The sequence below is a fragment of the Streptomyces netropsis genome (assembly GCF_014203545.1).
GTDB classification, from domain to species: Bacteria; Actinomycetota; Actinomycetes; order Streptomycetales; family Streptomycetaceae; genus Streptomyces; species Streptomyces netropsis.
In genome coordinates this window covers 56,144-71,407 of the sequence record NZ_JACHJG010000003.1, presented here as the reverse complement: position 1 = coordinate 71,407, position 15,264 = coordinate 56,144, and the positions used below count along the sequence as shown (strand labels likewise).

The 15,264-nt window shown below is 70.5% G+C and carries 14 protein-coding genes; 11 read left to right on the top strand and 3 right to left on the bottom strand.

Annotated features, from left to right (window positions below; translation table 11 throughout):
• Nucleotides 1-116 precede the first annotated feature (116 nt).
• The 9 genes from FHS38_RS08115 to FHS38_RS08075 all read left to right on the top strand — a co-directional run bounded on the left by FHS38_RS08115 (nt 117) and on the right by FHS38_RS08075 (nt 10,730).
• Nucleotides 117-875: an enhanced serine sensitivity protein SseB C-terminal domain-containing protein gene (locus tag FHS38_RS08115; RefSeq protein ID WP_184733358.1), complete on the top strand. Its 759-nt coding sequence runs from the start codon at nt 117-119 to the stop codon at nt 873-875.
• A gap of 439 nt (nt 876-1,314) precedes the next feature.
• Nucleotides 1,315-2,313, top strand: coding sequence for an ABC transporter permease (locus FHS38_RS08110; RefSeq protein ID WP_184732358.1), 999 nt, complete (start codon nt 1,315-1,317; stop codon nt 2,311-2,313).
• 115 nt (nt 2,314-2,428) lie between these two features.
• Complete coding sequence (locus FHS38_RS08105) at nt 2,429-4,198, top strand: ABC transporter substrate-binding protein (protein WP_184732356.1); 1,770 nt, start codon at nt 2,429-2,431, stop codon at nt 4,196-4,198.
• A 120-nt stretch (nt 4,199-4,318) separates the two neighbouring features.
• The gene (locus FHS38_RS08100) at nt 4,319-5,317 is read left to right on the top strand and encodes an ABC transporter permease (RefSeq protein WP_184732354.1); all 999 of its coding nucleotides are present in this window, start codon (nt 4,319-4,321) and stop codon (nt 5,315-5,317) included.
• A complete protein-coding gene (locus tag FHS38_RS08095; protein WP_184732352.1) occupies nt 5,314-6,423 on the top strand; it encodes an ABC transporter ATP-binding protein in 1,110 nt (369 codons plus the stop codon). Before FHS38_RS08100 ends, FHS38_RS08095 begins: the two co-directional genes overlap by 4 nt.
• Nucleotides 6,424-6,464: 41 nt before the next feature.
• Nucleotides 6,465-7,517 carry an ABC transporter ATP-binding protein gene (locus tag FHS38_RS08090; protein ID WP_308433576.1) on the top strand — a complete coding sequence of 351 codons (1,053 nt, stop codon included), beginning with the start codon at nt 6,465-6,467 and terminating at the stop codon, nt 7,515-7,517.
• Nucleotides 7,518-7,610: 93 nt separating this feature from the next.
• Nucleotides 7,611-9,023 carry a M1 family metallopeptidase gene (locus FHS38_RS08085; protein ID WP_184732350.1) on the top strand — a complete coding sequence of 471 codons (1,413 nt, stop codon included), beginning with the start codon at nt 7,611-7,613 and terminating at the stop codon, nt 9,021-9,023.
• An 87-nt stretch (nt 9,024-9,110) separates the two neighbouring features.
• Nucleotides 9,111-9,770 (top strand): trimeric intracellular cation channel family protein, encoded by a 660-nt coding sequence (locus FHS38_RS08080; protein ID WP_184732348.1) that lies wholly within the window; start codon nt 9,111-9,113, stop codon nt 9,768-9,770.
• A gap of 108 nt (nt 9,771-9,878) precedes the next feature.
• Complete coding sequence (locus tag FHS38_RS08075; protein ID WP_184732346.1) at nt 9,879-10,730, top strand: thioesterase family protein; 852 nt, start codon at nt 9,879-9,881, stop codon at nt 10,728-10,730.
• A gap of 25 nt (nt 10,731-10,755) precedes the next feature.
• On the opposite strand, the gene FHS38_RS08070 is transcribed toward FHS38_RS08075, so the two are convergent.
• Nucleotides 10,756-11,199 carry a carboxymuconolactone decarboxylase family protein gene (locus FHS38_RS08070; RefSeq protein ID WP_184732344.1) on the bottom strand — a complete coding sequence of 148 codons (444 nt, stop codon included), beginning with the start codon at nt 11,197-11,199 and terminating at the stop codon, nt 10,756-10,758.
• A gap of 106 nt (nt 11,200-11,305) precedes the next feature.
• Here FHS38_RS08070 and FHS38_RS08065 point away from each other — a divergent pair, with 106 nt between their 5' ends.
• The gene (locus FHS38_RS08065; RefSeq protein WP_184732342.1) at nt 11,306-12,475 is read left to right on the top strand and encodes a cysteine desulfurase family protein; all 1,170 of its coding nucleotides are present in this window, start codon (nt 11,306-11,308) and stop codon (nt 12,473-12,475) included.
• Here the strand turns inward: FHS38_RS08065 and FHS38_RS08060 are convergent.
• Nucleotides 12,468-13,130, bottom strand: a complete 663-nt coding sequence (locus tag FHS38_RS08060; RefSeq protein ID WP_229822715.1) for an N-acetylmuramoyl-L-alanine amidase — start codon at nt 13,128-13,130, stop codon at nt 12,468-12,470. The genes FHS38_RS08065 and FHS38_RS08060 overlap by 8 nt on opposite strands.
• Before the next feature lie 176 nt (nt 13,131-13,306).
• Between FHS38_RS08060 and mnmA the strand changes: the two genes are divergently transcribed.
• Nucleotides 13,307-14,473, top strand: a complete 1,167-nt coding sequence (gene mnmA, locus FHS38_RS08055; RefSeq protein WP_184732340.1) for a tRNA 2-thiouridine(34) synthase MnmA — start codon at nt 13,307-13,309, stop codon at nt 14,471-14,473.
• A 98-nt stretch (nt 14,474-14,571) separates the two neighbouring features.
• Here the strand turns inward: mnmA and FHS38_RS08050 are convergent, their stop codons facing one another.
• Nucleotides 14,572-15,174 (bottom strand): hypothetical protein, encoded by a 603-nt coding sequence (locus FHS38_RS08050; RefSeq protein ID WP_184732338.1) that lies wholly within the window; start codon nt 15,172-15,174, stop codon nt 14,572-14,574.
• Nucleotides 15,175-15,264: the final 90 nt, after the last annotated feature.

Sequence of the window (15,264 nt, the reverse complement as noted above, 5' to 3'; positions counted from 1 at the left end):
GTAAGCTGGTTGGATGACGACAGGGGGCGCGCAGTCACGCCCCCCTGCGGTGGAGAGACGGCCGAGAGAAGAGGCGGACCCAGGTGAGCGCGGGCGCGGAGAGCGGCGTGGAGCAGATGCTGCGCCAAGTGGCGCCCGGCAGGTACGACGCCTACGAGGCGCTGCTGCACGCCCTCGCCGAGGGGCAGGTCTGGATGCTGCTGTGGCACGGCCAGGCCGGATCGCCCGACGCCCAGTACGGGAACATGGAGGTCGACGGGCTCGGTTACGCGCCCTGTGTGACCTCCGCGCAGGAGCTCGCCGCCAGTGGCTGGAACCGCGCCCACGAGGTCGTCCCCGGCCGGTCCATCGCCGCCTCCCTCTTCCCCGACCGCTGGGGCCTGTGGCTCAACCCGCACGCGCCCGGCGGCGGTGTCGGTATCCCGTGGCTCGACCTGCGGCGGATCACCGGCGGCCTCGACCGGCTGCCCGCCGGACCGCTGCGGCTGAGCGAGCCGGCCATAGACATTCCGCAGTTCTACGCCCTGCTCGGCCAGAACGCCCACCGCACGCCCGCCGTCCGGGCGCTGCGCCGGGCCTGGGTGCAGCCCGCGCTGGGCACCCCGTACCTGGCGATCGGCCTCGATCTGTACGACACCTCGCAAGCCGCCGTGGAATCCGTGCGGTTGATGATGCAGCAGTCGATCGGTGTGGTGCCCGAGGGGCTGCCGGTGTCGACGGTGGCGATGTCGGACGAGTACGACCCGGTCGCGATGTGGATGCGGGCCAACGCGCGGCCCTTCTTCGACCGTGACGCCTACGGCGGCGCCGCGCCCGCACCTTCGGCCGGTTACGGCTATCCGCCGCAGCAGGGCTGGCAGGCCGGGGCGTACTGACCCCCGGCCGGCCTCGCCGGTTTCCTGCCCCTTCACGCCTGAACGCCCCGCTCAGGCGGTGTTTCCCCGTGCGGCCCGGCCCTTCGTCGGCAACTGGCCAAACGTTTCAGCGGGTTGCCGCATCCGCTGATGAATCACGGATGTTCGTATAACGGAACCCTCCTCTACACATCACGGTTGCGCATCCATTGCCGGTCAGGTCTGGCGGGTGATCGTGAACGCGTTGAAGACTCCCGCAACAAGGGCCGTCGGCTCTCGCTCTTCGGGCCATCGGCCCTGCGTACGACCTGCTCCGCGTGAACTTCCCGCACCATCGCACCATCCGCGCACCATCTGCACCAAGCGATGCACCTGTGATGCACCAGTGATGTGATCCAGCCGCCTTTCGGGCGGCGGGCGTTGGGCCGGTTGGCGCCGGCCGAGAGGGGTCCACCAGACGATGACGGCACCATTGCACGACACGAGCGCGGCGGAGACCGCAGCCGTCGATGTCGCCGCCGGCGTCCCGGCGAAGGCGATCGAGGGGCGCTCCCCCTGGCGCATCGCCTGGATCCGGCTGAAGCGCGACAAGGTGGCCCTGTCCGGCGGCGTCGTGGTGCTGCTGCTCATACTGGTCGCGATCTTCGCCCCGCTCATCGTGAGCGTGTTCGGCCATCCGCCGAACGAATTCCACGAGGAGACGATCGACCCGCTGTTCAGCACCCCCAAGGGCGACTGGGGCGGTATCAGCGGCGACTTCCTCTTCGGCGTCGAGCCCGGCAACGGCCGTGACGTCTTCAGCCGCGTGGTCTACGGCGCCCGGATCTCGCTGCTCGTGGCCTTCCTCTCCGCGGTCGTCGCCGTCGTGGTCGGTACGGTCGTCGGCATCGTCGCCGGCTACTTCGGCGGCTGGGTCGACGCCGTCATCAGCCGGGTCATGGACCTGCTGCTGGCGTTCCCGCAGCTGCTGTTCATCATCGCACTGGTGTCCGTGGTGCCCAACTCGCTGTGGGGAATGTCCGGTTCGGGCGTGCGCATGGCCGTGCTGATCGTGGTCATCGGCTTCTTCGGCTGGCCCTACGTGGGCCGTATCGTGCGAGGTCAGACGCTGTCTCTGCGGGAGCGCGAGTATGTCGAGGCGGCGCGCAGCCTGGGCGCCGGACAGTTGTACATCCTCTTCCGTGAGCTGCTGCCCAACCTGGTGGCACCGATCACCGTGTACGCCACGCTGATGATCCCCACCAATGTGCTCACCGAGGCCGCGCTGAGCTTCCTCGGCGCCGGCGTCAAGCCGCCGACCGCGTCCTGGGGGCAGATGCTCTCCAAGGCCGTCAGCACCTACGAGTCCGACCCGATGTTCATGATCATCCCGGGTCTCGCCATCTTCATCACCGTCCTGGCGTTCAACCTCTTCGGCGACGGCGTGCGTGACGCGCTGGACCCGAAGGGTTCGCGCTGACCCCAACAGCCCAAGTCCGCTGTCGTACACCGCCCCTGTCGTTCCGTCAGGAGGCCGTTCCCGAAACAAGCCGGCTCGTCCCACGGGCCGCGTCGATCACGGAGGTCGCGACATCTTGACAACTCAGAGCACTTCGAGGCGGAGACTGGCCGCAGGGTCGGCCCTCGTGGTCGCGGCCCTCGTCGGCACCGCCGCCTGTGGCGGCGGCGGGAGCAGCGACGGCAAGGGCGGCAAGGCCGCGGGCTTCAACGCCGGCGTCGGCAAGGTGGCCAGCGCGTCCGACAAGAAGGGTGGCGAGCTGAAGTTCATCGGCACCCAGGACGCCGACTCATGGGACCCGCAGCGCGGTTACTACGGCTTCATGTGGGACTTCGCCCGCTACTACGTCCGCACCCTCGTCACCCCGAAGGCCGCCCCCGGCGCGCAGAGCTCCACGCTCGTGCCGGACATGGCCACGGACACCGGTCAGATCTCGGCCGACAAGAAGACCTACACCTTCAAGCTGCGTGACGGCCTGACCTGGGAGGACGGCCAGCCCGTCACCACCCAGCAGATCAAGTACGGCATCGAGCGCACCTGGGCCACGGACAAGATCTCCGGCGGTCCGACCTGGCTGAAGGACGCCCTGGACCCGGACAAGGAGTACAAGGGTCCGTACAAGGACACCTCCAAGGACAAGCTGGGTCTGAAGGCGATCGAGACGCCCGACGAGAAGACCATCGTCTTCAAGCTGCCCAAGCCCAACGGCGACTTCCTCCAGATGCTGGCCCTGCCCGCGGCGGGCCCGGTCCGCCAGGACAAGGACACCGTGGAGAAGTACGGCAACAAGCCGTTCTCCAACGGCCCGTACAAGTGGGTGTCCTACACCCCGAACAAGGGCCTGGAGCTGGTCCGCAACGACAAGTGGAAGAAGGAGAGCGACCCGGTCCGCAAGGCCCTGCCGGACAAGATCACGGTCAAGCTCACCACCAACGCCGACGACATGGACAACCGGCTGATCGCCGGTGACTACGACCTCGACCTCAACGCGACGGGCATGGGCTCGGCGGGCCGGCAGAAGGCGCTGCAGTCCAACAAGGCCAACGTCGACAACCCCGAGACCGGCTTCATCCGCTACGCCGCCTTCCCCAAGACGGTCGCGCCGTTCGACAACGAGCACTGCCGCAAGGCCGTCATCCACGCCGCCGACCACACCTCGCTGCAGACCGCCCGCGGCGGCCCGCAGGCGGGCGGCGACATCGGCACCAGCATGCTCCCGCCGTCGGTCAAGGGCTTCGACGCCGCGTACGACCCGTACGAGGTCAAGCAGGGCAAGCCCAACGAGGCCAAGGCCAAGGAGGAGCTGAAGGCCTGCGGCAAGGCCGAGGGCTTCAAGACCACGATCGCGGTGCGCAACAACAAGCCGCCGGAGGTCGCCACCGCCGAGTCGCTCCAGGCGGCCCTGAAGAAGGTCGGCATCGACGCGCAGATCGACCAGTACGACGGCGCGCAGACCACCGGCATCATCGGCGCTCCCAAGAACGTCAAGGCCAAGAACTACGGCATCATCATCATGGGTTGGGGTGCCGACTTCCCCAGCGGCCAGGGCTTCCTGAAGCCCATCGCGGACGGCCGCTTCATCCAGGACAGCGGCAACCAGAACTACCCCGAGCTGGACGACCCGGCGGTCAACAAGCTCTTCGACGACGGCGTCGCCGAGACCGACCCCGAGAAGGCCGGGAAGATCTACCAGGAGGCCAACAAGAAGGTCATGGAGGGCGCCTGGTACCTGCCCTTCACCTACGAGAAGAACATCATCTGGCGCAGCTCCCGGCTGACCAACGTCTACACGGCCGACTCCTACAACGGCCGCTACGACTACGCCTCCCTCGGTGTCGTCAAGTGACAGTCCGTCCGCTCCACCGGCGCACCCGCCGCTAGGCCCGAAGGGCAGGTGAGGGCCGCGCGTGGCGGCCCGGGCGCCCCTTGACCGAGGGGTTCCCGGGCCGCCGCCGGGCCGACCGCAGTGTTCGCTTATATCGTCAGGCGGCTGATCGCCGTCATTGTGATGCTGCTCGTGGTCACCCTCGTGACCTTCGGCATCTTCTTCGCGATTCCGAAGCTCACCGGAGCCGACCCCGCCGCCCTGTACGTCGGCAAGCAGGCGGACCCGGCCACGATCGAGGGCATCCGGCAGAAGCTCGGACTGGGCGAGCCGATCCTCGTGCAGTTCTGGGACTTCGTCACCGGCATCTTCGCCGGCCGGGACTACACCGGCGGCGGGACCACCGTCCGTTGCGACGCCCCGTGCTTCGGCTACTCCTTCCGCAACGAGCAGCCCATCTGGCCCGTACTCCAGGACCGGCTGCCGGTCACGCTCTCGCTGGCCGCGGGCGCGTGCGTGCTGTGGCTGCTGGGCGGCGTCACCACCGGCATCGTCTCCGCGCTCAAGCGCGGCAGCGTATGGGACCGCGCGGCCATGACCATCGCCCTGAGCGGTGTCTCGCTGCCGATCTACTTCACCGGTCTGCTCTCGCTCGCGATCTTCAGCTACGGACTGGGCTGGGTGAACGGTGAATACGTCGAGTTCGCCGTGGACCCGGCCGCGTGGTTCGGCGGGCTGATCCTGCCCTGGGTCACCCTCGCCTTCCTCTACGCGGCGATGTACGCCCGGCTCACCCGGGCCACCATGCTGGAGATCCTCGGCGAGGACTACATCCGCACGGCCCGCGCCAAGGGCCTGCGCGAACCCGTCGTCATCGGCAAGCACGCCATGCGCTCCACGATGACCCCCATCCTGACCATCCTCGGCATGGACCTCGGCGCGCTCGTCGGCGGCGCGATCCTCACCGAGACCACGTTCAACCTGCCGGGCCTCGGCCAGGCCGCGGTGAAGGCCATCAGCGACCGCGACCTGCCGCTGATCCTCGGCGTGACGCTCATCGCCGCGGCCGCCGTCGTGGTCGCCAACCTCGTGGTGGACCTCCTGTACGCCGTGATCGACCCCCGAGTGAGGCTCTCGTGACGGACCTTTCCAAGAGCGGCGCCGTCGGCGAGCCCGTCCGCGCGGGCGCCGCGACCCCCTCCGCCTTCCTCGACGTGCGCGACCTGCGGATCCACTTCCCCACCGACGACGGCCTGGTGAAGTCCGTCGACGGGCTCTCCTTCCAGCTGGAGAAGGGCAGGACCCTCGGCATCGTCGGCGAGTCCGGCTCCGGCAAGTCGGTCACCTCGCTCGGCATCATGGGCCTGCACACCGTCGGCCAGTACGGGCGCGGCAAGGCCCGGATCTCCGGGGAGATCTGGCTGGACGGCAAGGAGTTGATGTCCGCCGACCCGGACGAGGTGCGCCGGCTGCGCGGCCGCGAGATGGCGATGATCTTCCAGGATCCGCTGTCGGCCATGCACCCGTACTTCACCATCGGCGCCCAGATCACCGAGGCCTACCGGGTCCACCACGACGTGGACAAGAAGGCCGCCCGCAAACGCGCGATCGAGCTGCTGGACCGTGTCGGCATCCCCCAGCCCGACCGGCGGGTGGACGACTACCCGCATCAGTTCTCCGGCGGGATGCGCCAGCGCGCGATGATCGCGATGGCGCTGGTCAACAACCCCGAGCTGCTCATCGCGGACGAGCCGACGACCGCCCTGGACGTGACCGTCCAGGCGCAGATCCTCGACCTGATCCGCGATCTGCAGAAGGAGTTCGGCTCCGCGGTCATCATCATCACCCACGACCTGGGCGTCGTCGCCGAGCTGGCCGACGACATCCTGGTGATGTACGGCGGCCGCTGCGTCGAGCGCGGCCCGGCCGAGAAGGTCTTCTACGAACCCCAGCACCCCTACACCTGGGGCCTGCTGGGCTCGATGCCGCGCATCGACCGGGACCAGACCGAGCGGTTGATCCCGGTCAAGGGATCGCCGCCCAGCCTCATCAACGTGCCGTCCGGCTGCGCCTTCAACCCGCGCTGCCCCTACGCCGACGTTCCCAAGGACGGCGTCACCCGCACCGAGCGGCCCGAGCTGCGCCTGGTGACCGGAGGTGAGGGCGGCCGGCACCACTCCGCCTGTCACATGTCGCAGGAGGAGCGGACGCGCATCTGGACCGAAGAGATTGCGCCCAAGCTGTGAAGGACCGACCCGTGCCCGATAACGCCGTACCCGACGAAACCGTGCCCGACCAGGACGTGACGATCCCCCGGCAGCAGGGGCCCGGAGGCGAGCCCCTGCTCAAGGTCGAGGGCCTGGTCAAGCACTTCCCGATCACCAAGGGGGTGCTGCGCCGCCAGGTGGGCGCGGTGCAGGCCGTGGACGGCATCTCCTTCGACGTACGGCCGGGGGAGACCCTGGGCGTGGTGGGCGAGTCCGGCTGCGGCAAGTCCACCATGGGCCGGCTGATCACCCGGCTGCTGGAGCCCACCGGCGGGCGGATCGAGTTCGAGGGCAAGGACATCACGCACCTCGGCGTGGCCGGGATGCGGCCGATGCGCCGCGACGTCCAGATGATCTTCCAGGACCCGTACTCCTCGCTGAATCCCCGGCACACGGTCGGCTCGATCGTCAGCGCGCCGTTCAAGCTCCAGGGCATCACGCCCGAAGGCGGGATCAAGAAGGAGGTCCAGCGACTGCTGGGGCTGGTGGGGCTCAACCCCGAGCACTACAACCGCTATCCGCACGAATTCTCCGGCGGGCAGCGGCAGCGCATCGGCATCGCCCGGGCGCTCGCGCTCAAGCCCAAGCTGGTGGTCGCGGACGAGCCGGTCTCCGCGCTGGACGTGTCGATCCAGGCCCAGGTGGTCAATCTGCTGGACGACCTCCAGGACGAGCTGGGTCTCACCTACGTGATCATCGCGCACGACCTGTCGGTCATCCGGCACGTCTCCGACCGGATCGCGGTCATGTACCTCGGCAAGATCGTGGAGTTGGCCGACCGCAAGGCGCTGTACGAGACGCCGATGCACCCCTACACCAAGGCGCTGATGTCCGCGGTGCCGGTGCCCGACCCGAAGCGGCGGGCGAAGCGGGAGCGGATCCTGCTCAAGGGCGATGTGCCCTCGCCGATCTCGCCGCCGTCGGGGTGCCGCTTCCACACCCGCTGCTGGAAGGCCACCGACGTGTGCAAGCAACAGGAGCCGCCGCTGATCCCGCTGGTGACGGGCCATCAAGTGGCATGCCACCACCCGGAGAACATTCCGGAAAAGGCTGTGACGAACGTCCCGGCATGACAAATCGGTAAAGCTCTTGGCTGGTTGGGGCGGGAGAGGGCAGAGTCGGCGCGTGCGCTGCATCGGCGTTCGCGTGTTCGAAAGGAACGACTCATGGCACTCTCCCGCCGCTCCGCCCGGCACCGCTCGACCAGACTTCTCGCCCTCGCCACCGCCGCGGCGTCCGTGTGGGTGATCTCCGCTGCCCCGGCCCCCGTGCCGGGAGCGTCCGGCGTGGGCGACTCCTACTTCCCGAACCTGGGCAACGGCGGCTTCGACGTCCGGCACTACGGGCTCGACATCGGCTACACGCCCGACACCGGGCGCCTCGAGGGGCGGGCGACCGTCACCGCGCGGGCCACCAAGTCGCTCTCCTCCTTCCACCTCGACCTCCAGCAGCTGAAGGTCACGTCGGTCGAGGTGAACGGCAAGCGCGCGAACTTCACCCGCTCCGGCGACGAGATCAACATCCGCCCCCGCCACCACCTGGCCAAGGGCCGGACGTTCACCACCACGGTGACGTACGGCGGCATACCCAAGCCGCTCAGCGGCCCCATCATCTTCGGCTCCAAGTACGGCTGGATGAAGACCCCCGACGGCGTCTTCGTGGCCTGCGAGCCCAACGCCGCCTCCACCTGGTTCCCCTCCAGCGACCACCCCTCGGACAAGGCGGCCTTCGACGTCCGGATCAAGGCCCCCAAGGGCCTCACCGGCATCTCCAACGGCCGGCTGGTCTCCACCCGCACCCAGGGGTCCCAGACCGTCTCGCACTGGCGGGCCACCCGGCCCATGGCGCCCTACCTCGCCACCGCCACCATCGGGAAGTTCGACGTCCGCACGGGCAAGACCCCCGCCGGCACCCCGATCTACGTGGCCATCGACCCGACGCTCAAGGGCAAGAACCCGGTCGACTTCTACGGGATCACCGCCGAGGCCACCGACTACTGGTCGAAGGTCTTCGGTCCGTACCCCTTCGAGGAGACGGGCGCCGTCGTCGACGACATGCCGGACGCCGAGTTCTCGCTGGAGACCCAGACCAAGCCGGTCTACTCGGCGGTCCGGGACGAGGAGACCATCGTCCACGAGCTGGCCCACCAGTGGTTCGGCGACTCCGTCTCGGTGCGCGAGTGGAAGAACATCTGGCTCAACGAGGGCTTCGCCTCCTACTCCGAGTGGCTGTGGGCCGAGCACAAGGGCAAGAAGAGCGCCCACCAGTCCTTCCTGGACGCCTACAACCGCTACGGGGCCGACGACCCGTTCTGGAAGATCGTCGTCGCCGACCCGCAGCGCGACACGATGTTCTCGCGGGCGGTCTACCAGCGCGGGGCGATGGCCCTGCAGGCACTGCGTGAGCGGATCGGCGACAAGGCCTTCTTCAAGCTGCTGCCGCTGTGGACCTCGCAGCACCGCTACGGCAACGCCGACATCAAGCAGTTCATCGCGCTCGCCGAGAAGGTCTCGGGCCAGAAGCTCGGCGGCCTCTTCGACACCTGGATCGGGAAGCCGGGGAAGCCCGCGCTGCCGTAGCGGCGGGTGGGGCTGGGCAGAGCCAGTGAGAGCGCTGGGGACAGTGGGGAGGTCGGGACCACTGTCTGCGACGGGTAAGAATGTCGCGTGCTCACCGATCTGTTCAGCCCCTCAGTCCAGCACTCACTGGACCTCGTCGGGATCTTCGTCTTCGCCATCTCGGGTGCGCTGCTCGCCGTGCGGAAGAACTTCGACGTCTTCGGCATGACCGTGCTCGCCGAGGTCACGGCGCTGGGCGGCGGCGTGCTGCGGGACCTGATCATCGGTGCCGAGCCGCCCGCCGCCTTCGCCGACCTCGGTTACTTCCTGACCCCGATGCTGGCCACCCTGCTCGTCTTCTTCCTGCACCCCGAGGTCGAGCGGATCACCAAGGCGGTGGGTGTCTTCGACGCCGCGGGGCTGGGGCTGTTCTGCGTCACCGGCACGATGAAGGCCCACGCCTACGGGCTCGGCCTCACCTTCGCCGCCGCGCTCGGCGTGGCCACGGCGGTCGGCGGCGGCGTGCTGCGCGACATCCTCGCCCACGAGGTGCCCTCGCTGCTGCGCTGGGACCGCGATCTGTACGCCGTGCCCGCGATGATGGGGGCGACGATGGCCGCCCTGCTGATCCACTTCGATGCGCTGTCCGCCACCACCAGCGTGATCCCGGTCCTGACGGCGTTCGTGCTGCGGCTGCTGTCGATGCACTTCCACTGGCGGGCGCCGCGCGCCTGGCACCGGCGCAGCGCGGCCGCCGAAGAGGTCTGACGGCCGGGGTCGTCCGGCCGGGGGCGTCCGGCCGGGATCGTCCGTGCCGGGGTCACGGACGCACGCTGGACCTACCGGTCAGTAACTTCCGGGTGTAGCGTGCGGAACATGGCACAGGGAACCATCGGCAACAGCGAATTCGACCGGGACACCGCCCTCACGCGGCGCGAACCCGGCACGCCCGGCACGTCCGCTGTCTTCGACGCGGACCTCTCCGCGGGGTGGACCATCGGCCACGCCGTCAACGGCGGCTACCTCCTCGCCCTGCTGGGCCGGGCCCTCGGCGGGACCCTCCGGCACCCGGACCCCTTCACCATCACCGCCCACTACCTCTCCGCCTCCGCGCCCGGCCCCGCCGTGATCCGCACCGAGCAGATCCGCGCCAGCCGGTCGCTCTCCACGGGCCAGGCCACCCTGCTCCAGGTCGACGAGCACGGCGCCGAGGTCGAGCGCATCCGCGTCCTGGCCACCTACGGCGAGCTGGACGCCCTCCCCGAGGACGTCCGCACCACCGCCAAACCTCCGGCCGTCCCGCCGCACGAGCGGTGTCTGAGCAGCAAGGACGGGGACCCGGCCACGGCGCCCGAGATCGCCGGGCGGCTTGACATCCGGCTCGACCCGGCCACGGCCGGCTGGGCGATCGGCGCACCCGGCGGCCAGGGCGAGATGCGCGGCTGGTTCGGCCTCGCCGACGGCCGCGACCCCGACCCGCTCGCCCTGCTGCTGGCCGTCGACGCGCTGCCGCCTGCCGCCTTCGAGCTGGGCGTGACCGGCTGGGTCCCCACCATCGAACTCACCGCCCACATCCGCAGCCGCCCCGCCCCCGGCCCGCTGCGGGTCTCCCTCAGCACCCGCAACCTCGCGGGCGGCTATCTGGAGGAGGACGCCGAGGTCTGGGACAGCCAGGACCGCCTGGTGGCACAGTCGCGCCAGCTGGCGCGGGTGATGCGCACCTTCTGACCTGCTCCTTTCCCGCCGGCTGCTCCTACCGGCCGCCGGCCGGGGGAGCCGGGGCGGCCGGCGGCAGACCCCGCTCGGCGAAGACCTTCTTCGCCACGAACGTGGCGTTGAGCGCCTTGGGGAAGCCGCAGTAGGCGGCCGAGTGCACCAGCGCCTCCACCACCTCCGTGGGGGTCAGCCCCACGTTCAGCGCCGCGTTGACGTGAACCTCCAGCTGGGGCTCGCACCCGCCCAGGGCCGTCAGCATCCCGAGCGTGACCAGCTGCCGGTCGCGCGGGGCCAGCCCGGGGCGGGCGTAGATCTCGCCGAACCCCCAGGCCACCACCTGGTGCGCCAGCTCCGGAGAGATGTCGGCCAGCGCGTCCAGGACGCGCTGCCCGGCGTCACCGTCGACCTGCCGCAGAACCTCCAGGCCACGCTCGAATCGCTCCCGCCGGGCCTCGTCGCGCGCCCCGCTGTTCTCGGTCATGCCCCGACCGTAGGAGCCGACCCGCACTCCGGCACAGGCGCCGCTCCGAGGGAGACCGGGAACGCCCGGTACGGCGCCCGCGCTCAGCTCGTAGAATCGTCCCACCATGGCCTACCTCGACCACGCCGCCACCACCCCGATGCTCCCGGAAGCGGTGCAGGCGATGACCGCCCAGCTCGCCTTCGCCGGGAACGCCTCCTCGCTGCACGCCGCCGGGCGTCGCGCACGCCGTACCGTCGAGGAGTCGCGCGAATCGCTCGCGGCGTCGCTCGGCGCGCGGCCCAGCGAAGTGGTCTTCACCGCGGGCGGCACCGAAGCCGACAACCTCGCCGTCAAGGGGCTGTACTGGGCCCGCCGGGACGCCGACCCGGCCCGCCGCCGCGTCCTCGCCAGCCCCGTGGAGCACCACGCCGTCCTCGACGCCGTCGACTGGCTCGCCGAGCACGAGGGGGCGACCGTGGAGTACCTGCCCGTCGACTCCCACGGGCGGGTGCACCCCGACGCGCTGCGCGAGGCCATAGCCCGCGACCCCGACGACGTGGCCCTGGCCACCGTCATGTGGGCCAACAACGAGATCGGCACGGTCATGCCGGTCCGTGAACTGGCGGACGTGGCGGCCGAGTTCGACATCCCCCTGCACGCCGACGCGGTGCAGGCCTTCGGCCAGCTGGACGTCGACTTCGCCGCCTCGGGGCTGGCCGCGATGACCGTCAGCGGCCACAAGATCGGCGGGCCGTACGGCATCGGCGCCCTGCTGCTGGGCCGCCGGTACGCCCCCGTCCCCCTGCTGCACGGCGGCGGGCAGGAGCGGCACGTGCGCTCCGGCACCCTCGACGTGCCCGCCATCGCGTCGTTCGCGGTCGCGGGCGTGCTCGCCGCCGAGCGGCGCGAGGACTTCGCGCGCGAGGTCGGCGCGCTCCGCGACGAGCTGGTCGAGGCGGTCCTGGCGGCCGTGCCGGACGCGGTGCTCGGCGGCGACCCCGACCCGGCGGGCCGGCTGCCCGCCAACGCCCACTTCTCCTTCCCCGGCTGCGAGGGCGACTCGCTGCTCCTGCTGCTGGACGCCCAGGGCATCGAATGCTCCACCGGCTCCGCCTGCACCGCGGGGGTCGCCCAGCCCAGCCACGTGGTCCTCGCCACGGGCACGGACCGGGACCTCGCCCGCGGCACGCTGCGCTTCTCCTTCGGCCACACCTCCACCAAGGAGGACGTGGCCGCCGTGCGCGACGTCATCGCCTCGGTGGTGGAGCGGGCCCGCACGGCCGGCCTCAGCTAGCGGCTGCCGCCCGCGCCGCCCGGACGAGCTTCAGATACCGGCCCCAGTCCCAGTGCGGGCCGGGGTCGGTGTGGTCCGTGCCCGGCACCTCCGAGTGGGCGACGATGTGGGCCCGGTCCGCCGGGATCCCGTAGCGCGCGCAGATCCCGGCCGTGAGCGTGGCCGACGCCCGGTACATCGCGTCCGTGAAGTCGCCGGGGCGGTCCACGTAGCCCTCGTGTTCTATGCCGACGCTGCGCTCGTTGAAGCGGCGGTTCCCGGAGTGGAAGGCCACGTCCAGCTCGCGGACGGTCTGCGCGACATGGCCGTCCTTGCGCACGACGTAGTGCGCGGCGGCCTGGTGCAGGGGGTCGCGGAAGACCCGGAGGGCGTCGCCGTAGCTGCCCTGGACCACGTGGACGACGACCCGGTCGACGGTGTAGTCGGCCGGCCGGTCCGCCCACCGCCAGTTCGCCGACGACGCGGCGACCCACTCGGCGCCCGCGTGATCGAGCACGCCGTCCGTGCGCGGACGCTCCAGCCCGGCGGCCCGGTAGCACCACCGCACGAGCCCGTCCCGCCCCGCGTACCCCGCCGCCCCCGCGGTCACCGCCACGGCGGCCCCGCCGCCGATCAGCAGACCGCGTCGGCTTACGTGCTTTCTCTCCGGTTCCACCTGTTCCCCCTTGATGCACAGAACGCGTACGGCATTCCCCCGGTTCCGGCCGGGGCTCCGCCCCGGCGGAATATCCAGCCCGTCCGGCGATTGAGGACATCGGTGACCGGCACCACGACGGAGGGCAACCGGTATCCCGACAGACCGCCGGAGGCACCCCGTACCCTGGTACAGCTATGACTGATTCCCTCGGCTTCCCCGGTGCACCTTCAGGCCCTCGCGACGGCCGTCGCCTCCGCGTCCTCGCCGCCATGTCCGGCGGCGTCGACTCCGCCGTGGCTGCCGCCCGCGCCGCCGAAGCCGGGCACGAGGTGACCGGTGTGCACCTCGCCCTGTCCGCGAACCCGCAGTCCTTCCGCACGGGCGCGCGCGGCTGCTGCACCATCGAGGACTCGCGCGACGCCCGCCGCGCCGCCGACGTCATCGGCATCCCCTTCTACTGCTGGGACCTCGCCGAGCGCTTCCGCGAGGACGTGGTCGAGGACTTCATCGCGGAGTACGAGGCCGGGCGCACGCCCAACCCCTGCCTGCGCTGCAACGAGAAGATCAAGTTCGCGGCGCTGCTCGACAAGGCCCTCGCGCTCGGCTTCGACGCGGTCTGCACCGGCCACTACGCGACGGTCGTGCTGAACGAGGACGGCACTCGCGAGCTGCACCGCGCGAGCGACATGGCCAAGGACCAGTCGTACGTCCTGGGCGTGCTGGACGAGAAGCAGCTGGCGCACGCGATGTTCCCGCTGGGCGACACCCTGACGACCAAGGACGAGATCCGGGCCGAGGCGGAGCGCCGCGGCCTGGCCGTGGCGAAGAAGCCCGACAGCCACGACATCTGCTTCATCGCCGACGGCGACACCCAGGGCTTCCTCGCCAAGCACCTGGGCACCTCCGAGGGCGACATCGTCGACGAGACCGGCACCAAGATCGGCACCCACGAGGGTGCGTACGGCTTCACCATCGGCCAGCGCAAGGGCCTGCGCATCGGCCACCCGGCACCCGACGGCAAGCCGCGCTACGTCCTGGACATCTCCCCGGTGAACAACACGGTCACGGTCGGCCCGGTGGAGGCCCTGGACGTGACCGCCCTGACCGCGATCAAGCCCCGCTGGTGCGGGGTGGCCCCGGAGGGCGTCGGCACGTACACGGCGCAGCTGCGCGCCCACGGCGGCGAGACGTCGGTGACGGCGGAGCTCGTCGGCGAGGAACTGCGCGTCTCCTTCGCCGAACCGGTCCGCGGTGTGGCCCCCGGCCAGGCGATCGTGCTCTACGACGGCACCCGGGTCGTCGGCTCGGCCACGATCGCGGCGACGGACCGCGCCCCGGCGAACGCCGCCCACAGCGGCTGACGACCGTCCCGCTACGCCCGGCCCGCACATACGGCGGCGCCGGGCGCCGGTCTTTTCCGGCACCCGGCGCCGCCGGATGAAGAAGGGCCGCAGAGGCGTCAGTGCTGCGTCGTGGTGCGCACGACGTTCGTGACCTCGCACTTGCCGCCGCTCGTGGAGGCGCCCGGCTTGGGGACGTACGGGGTCGAGACGTCGAGGTTGCTCGTCTTGCCCGGCTGGACCCACGGGATGGAGGGGTTGCGGGTGCCGATGACGGCACCGTCCGGGCCGGTGAACTTCACGGTGATGCGGTAGTCGTACGAGGCCGTCGAGCTGCTGTTGGTGGCGGCCAGCTTCGCGGTGACGCCCAGCCGGTCGGTGTACGCGCAGTCGAGGATCTTGATGTCCCGCATCGCGGAGTTCCGGCTGCTGCTGCCGCCGGTCGAACCGTAGGTGGTGGAGCCCGACGAGGTCGTCGAGTCACCGGACGTGCCGCTGGTCGTGCCGCTCGTCGTACCGGACGAGGTCGTGCCACCGCTCGTGAGCCCACCGGTGGAGTCGCCCGACGTACCGCCCGACGTGCTGCTGCCGCCCGAGGAGGACGAGGAGGAGCTGTGGCTGGACCCGCCACCACAGCTACCGCCGTGGCTGCCGCGCGCACCGGTCAGGGCGACGACGGCGATGACGAATACGGCGGCGCCGCGGACATGACGAAGCTTCACGTGAGAACTCCCCCGAGGAATTGGCTTGATTCGTGCCCGCTTGACGAGCGCACGTCAGGCTAGCAATGCCGGGCCGTGCCCCCAAATCGC

Coding starts and splice junctions, on each gene's coding strand:
- FHS38_RS08115 (WP_184733358.1), top strand. CDS start 117: ATGCTGCGCCAAGTGGCGCCCGGCAGGTACGACGCCTACGAGGCGCTG.
- FHS38_RS08110 (WP_184732358.1), top strand. CDS start 1,315: ATGACGGCACCATTGCACGACACGAGCGCGGCGGAGACCGCAGCCGTC.
- FHS38_RS08085 (WP_184732350.1), top strand. CDS start 7,611: ATGGCACTCTCCCGCCGCTCCGCCCGGCACCGCTCGACCAGACTTCTC.
- FHS38_RS08075 (WP_184732346.1), top strand. CDS start 9,879: ATGGCACAGGGAACCATCGGCAACAGCGAATTCGACCGGGACACCGCC.
- FHS38_RS08070 (WP_184732344.1), bottom strand. CDS start 11,199: ATGACCGAGAACAGCGGGGCGCGCGACGAGGCCCGGCGGGAGCGATTC.
- FHS38_RS08065 (WP_184732342.1), top strand. CDS start 11,306: ATGGCCTACCTCGACCACGCCGCCACCACCCCGATGCTCCCGGAAGCG.
- mnmA (WP_184732340.1), top strand. CDS start 13,307: ATGACTGATTCCCTCGGCTTCCCCGGTGCACCTTCAGGCCCTCGCGAC.